This window comes from Bradyrhizobium sp. LMTR 3 (genome assembly GCF_001693485.1).
Taxonomy (GTDB): Bacteria; Pseudomonadota; Alphaproteobacteria; order Rhizobiales; family Xanthobacteraceae; genus Bradyrhizobium.
Map to the genome: position 1 here is coordinate 1 of NZ_MAXC01000031.1, position 4,135 is coordinate 4,135.

The 4,135-nt window shown below is 59.2% G+C and carries 2 protein-coding genes; both read left to right on the top strand.

Annotated elements, in window-relative coordinates:
• The first annotated feature begins 343 nt into the window (after positions 1-343).
• Positions 344-1,315: a sensor histidine kinase gene (locus LMTR3_RS20705; RefSeq protein ID WP_065746890.1), complete on the top strand. Its 972-nt coding sequence runs from the start codon at positions 344-346 to the stop codon at positions 1,313-1,315.
• 33 nt (positions 1,316-1,348) lie between these two features.
• Positions 1,349-3,910 (top strand): AI-2E family transporter, encoded by a 2,562-nt coding sequence (locus LMTR3_RS20710; RefSeq protein WP_245319957.1) that lies wholly within the window; start codon positions 1,349-1,351, stop codon positions 3,908-3,910.
• The last annotated feature ends 225 nt before the right edge of the window (positions 3,911-4,135 follow it).

The following is a 4,135-nucleotide window of genomic DNA, read 5'->3' on the forward strand; positions in this document are numbered from 1 at the left end:
GTCATGGGGATGCTCCTGTTTTGAGTGAAGGTTGCGAACCCCTCATCTCAAGACAGGACGCCCCGTTGCGCTATCCTGTTAGCTGTGCTGCCTGCCGCAGCGCCCTACCGCGCGAGCGGTTTAGTCCATTGGCCCGTTGGGGACATGCCGACGGACTCACAGAATGTCCGTTCGTATGGGTAGACCGGAAGTGGTTTACGCACGGGCGAAGCGGCGCTTTTGACCCAAAGGCGACCTCATGAACTGGCACCAGATTTCTACGTTGGCGGGTCAACGCTGGACGGAACATTGGTGCTATGATGTTGCCGTCAAAGGCCGCGGAGCTTCTGGACTAGGGGTCCCTATGACGCGGAAAAGCGACTTTGAAAACGCACTTCGAGAAAGTGAGCAACGGCTGCGCTGGCTGGCCTCCATAGTCGAATCCAGCGACGACGCGATTGTGAGCAAGAATCTCGATGGCATTATTTCGAGCTGGAACAAGGGTGCCGAGCGCATCTTCGGCTACTCGCCCAGTGAGGCGATTGGTCAGCCCATTACGCTTGTTATCCCTGAGGACCGGCAAAGCGAGGAACGCGAGATACTTACTCGCATCAGGCGAGGTGAGCGCATCGACCATTTTGAGACTGTCCGGCAAACTAAGCGCGGCAGCCTCATTGTCGTTTCGCTGACGGTTTCTCCTGTCAAGGATGCTAGCGGCAAGATCGTTGGCGCATCAAAGATCGCGAGAGATATCACCGAGCAAAAGAAAAATCAGGAGATGATCACGACATTGGCACGCGAGGCCGAGCACCGCAGCAAGAACATGCTTGCGAGCGTTCTGGCGGTGGTTAATCTTTCTCAATCAAGCTCGCCGGAAGATCTCAAACAGACGATTGTTGGGCGCATCGAAGCGCTTGCGAAGGTTTGCTCGCTCTTTGTCGCGACACGCTGGATCGGTGCCGATCTATCGGCGATCGCCGAACAGGAACTCGCTCCATATTCCGGGAAGCGACTGCTGATAGATGGACCGCCAATCCTGTTAGAACCCGGCGTCGCTCAGGCAATTGCCATGACGCTACACGAGCTGGCCACCAACGCCGCGAAGTACGGTGCTTTGTCCCAGTCCAACGGCCAGGTCCACCTGCAATGGTCGCACGAGGCTCGCGGTCAATTGCATCTACGCTGGACAGAGACAGGTGGTCCTGCCGCGCAGGAACCCACGCGAAAGGGCGTTGGTGGCCGCATCATTGAAGGAATGATCACCCAGCTAAAGGGGAAAGTTCACCTTGACTGGCGCAAAGACGGACTTGTCTGCGAAATTACACTCCCGGTCTGAGGTCGCAACAAGCTCGACAGATAGAGAGAATTGGTGGGGTTCGCCGACAGCCGCTCCTGGCCCAAAGTGGAATTGGCTATCGCTGGACTGATTGAACGTTTCGAGCAGCAATCGCTATATGCTCTGGATCAGACACTCCGATCGTGCGTTTACGTTTGGTCATTCCAATACGGAAAGGCCGCGGCTATGGCGGACTTTGCTCCAGTCTCGCCTCGATCTTCGCCAGCCACTCAGCCCACAGGCTCGCCGATCCTGACGGCCGGCGGCATCGTCCTTGCGATCGGAGGACTCTATTTCGGCCGAGATATCTTTGTTCCCTTCGCCCTCGCCATCCTCTTAAGCTTCGTTCTCACACCGTTGGTAAACTTTCTAGGACGCTGGAGGTTGCCCCGCATTGCCGCGGTGCTGATTGCCGTTACGCTTGCCTTTATCCTGATTACAGGCGTCGCCTTCGTGGTCGGGCGCCAGCTCGTCCAACTCGCTAACAATCTTCCGAGCTACCAGACTACTATCACTCAGAAAATCCGGTCCTTGCAGGAGTCTGCCCCTGGTGGCGGCGTCCTCGATAATATTACCAGAACGATAGAGGATCTCGGCAAGGACATCTCGGGCGACGAGAGGAAGCCTGAAGAAGCACAGCCCCGCGTCGGAGCCGGCCCTAAGTCTCCGGAGCCGGTCACCGTGCGCCTAGAGGCACCACGGCCAAAACCCCTTGAGATTATCCGATCCGTAGTCGGTCCGCTGTTAGCGCCGCTCGCCACTGCCGGGCTGGTCGTCATCTTCGTGATCTTCGTGCTGCTAGAGCGGGAGGACCTGCGCGATCGCTTCATTAAACTCGCAGGGGCCGGAGACCTTCAGAAAAGTACGCAGGCCATCAACGACGCCACCGCCCGGGTCAGTCGTTACCTCCTGATGCAGCTCGTCGTGAATCTGACCTACGGCATTCCGATTGGCATTGCCCTTTACTTCATTGGCGTGCCCAATGCCCCGCTGTGGGGGCTGCTAGCCGCAGTCCTCCGATTCATCCCGTATCTCGGTCCCTTTCTGGCCGCCTTGTTTCCTATTGCCCTTGCAGTCGCCGTTGATCCTGGCTGGACCATGTTATTCTGGGTGGTCGGGGTGTTCCTCGTGGCTGAACTGATCAGCAACAATGTCGTCGAGCCATGGCTTTACGGCGCCAGTACAGGCCTGTCCTCCCTGGCCATCATCATTGCGGCAATCTTCTGGACCATGCTGTGGGGCCCTGTCGGGCTGTTCCTAGCGACGCCCCTGACCGTCTGCGCGGTCGTCATCGGGCGCTACGTCCCGCAACTCGAGTTCCTGGGCGTGCTTCTTGGCAGCGATCCGGTGCTTGCGCCGGAGGAGCAGCTTTATCAACGCCTGCTAGCCGGCAACCTGGAAGAGGCGGTGGAGATGGCTGAAGACTATGTCGACAAATACTCCTCGCACGAGTTCTATGATAACGTGGCCATACCGGCACTGCGCCTTGCGGAAAACGATCGCCAGCGCAGCACGACGGATACCAATTACCGCCGGCTAGTTGCCGACACGGCGATCTCTGTTGTGCGGGAGGTCGAGGACCATATCCGGGAAAAGGCCTCCTCAGCGGCCGAGCCGGGCGAAGATCGCACAGCTGAGCGGCTACCGTGCGTTCTCTGCGTCGCCGGCCGCACTGAGCTAGATCACGCGGCGGCGGAGATGATGGCGCAGGTGCTCGAGGAGCGGAGCATCAGCGCCAAGGTCCTGCCGCCGATCGCAGTCAGCCAGGGAGCGCTGGGGCAGCTTGGTCTCGAAGGCGTCGACGTGGTGTGCCTGTCCTACCTGCATCCCCAGCCGCAGGTCTATGCCCGGTACATCCTCCGTCGTCTGCGTCGCCGAGCCCCCCACGTGAAGCTCATCGTCTGCTCCTGGAATCTGGCGCACGGTACGCAACAAACGGAAGAGCTCAACAAGCAGATGGCGGCCGATGCGGTATTCGCCTCGCTTCAGGGCTGTATCAAGCAAGTTGATGAATGGATGTGCCGCCCAGCATCTGGCAGCGGCACGCGTCCGGTTCTTCCTGACGTTAGGCAAGAGCAGGTTGCAGCGCTGCACAGCCTCGGTTTGGCCGCCGTGAAAGGACAGCAGTTCGATGAGGCGTCCAAGAAGATCGCGCAGGCTTTCAATGTCCCGATCGCACTCGTATCTCTGGCTGACGATATTCACCCGACTCAGCCAGACCCAACAGACCTGTCGCAGGAAAATCAGGCCATCAATCAGGCTCCTCATGAGGAGCCGCTCGGCGCATACGTGATCGCGGCAAACGAAGTGCTGGTTTCCGAAGACGTGACCGAGGACCCACGCTTTGCCGACGATCCACGCGTGCTGGAGAAGGGCATTCGCTTTTACGCAGGCGTCCCCTTGCGGACCTCAGCTGGACACGTCGTAGGCTCCCTGTGCATCGTTGACATGCAGCCCCGCGAGTTTGTGGATCGAGATCGCCAACGCCTCCAGCAGATGGCCAACGACTTGATGGGTCATATCGAGAGCCGCGCTACGGATCCTGCAGTCGCCGTTTCGGACCCAATTGGACCAAGCGCTGCATCCAGGTCTTGATTGTTCAGTGCTTTGTAGATGGGCATTACCGAACGGACATCGCACCACCGCCAGTTCATGTTCGGGGCCAAGCGGAAGCGACCGACGGGACTTCCGAGTTTGTGAAGGGTTTCGGATGCCGGCCGCTTGAGGGACGTCGCGGCGTATTCGGCGGCCGGCGTCCGAAAGCCTCCAAGGGAGGAAACCGCGGGAGGGAGCACGTGGGTAGCGCGGCGTGGCTATGGG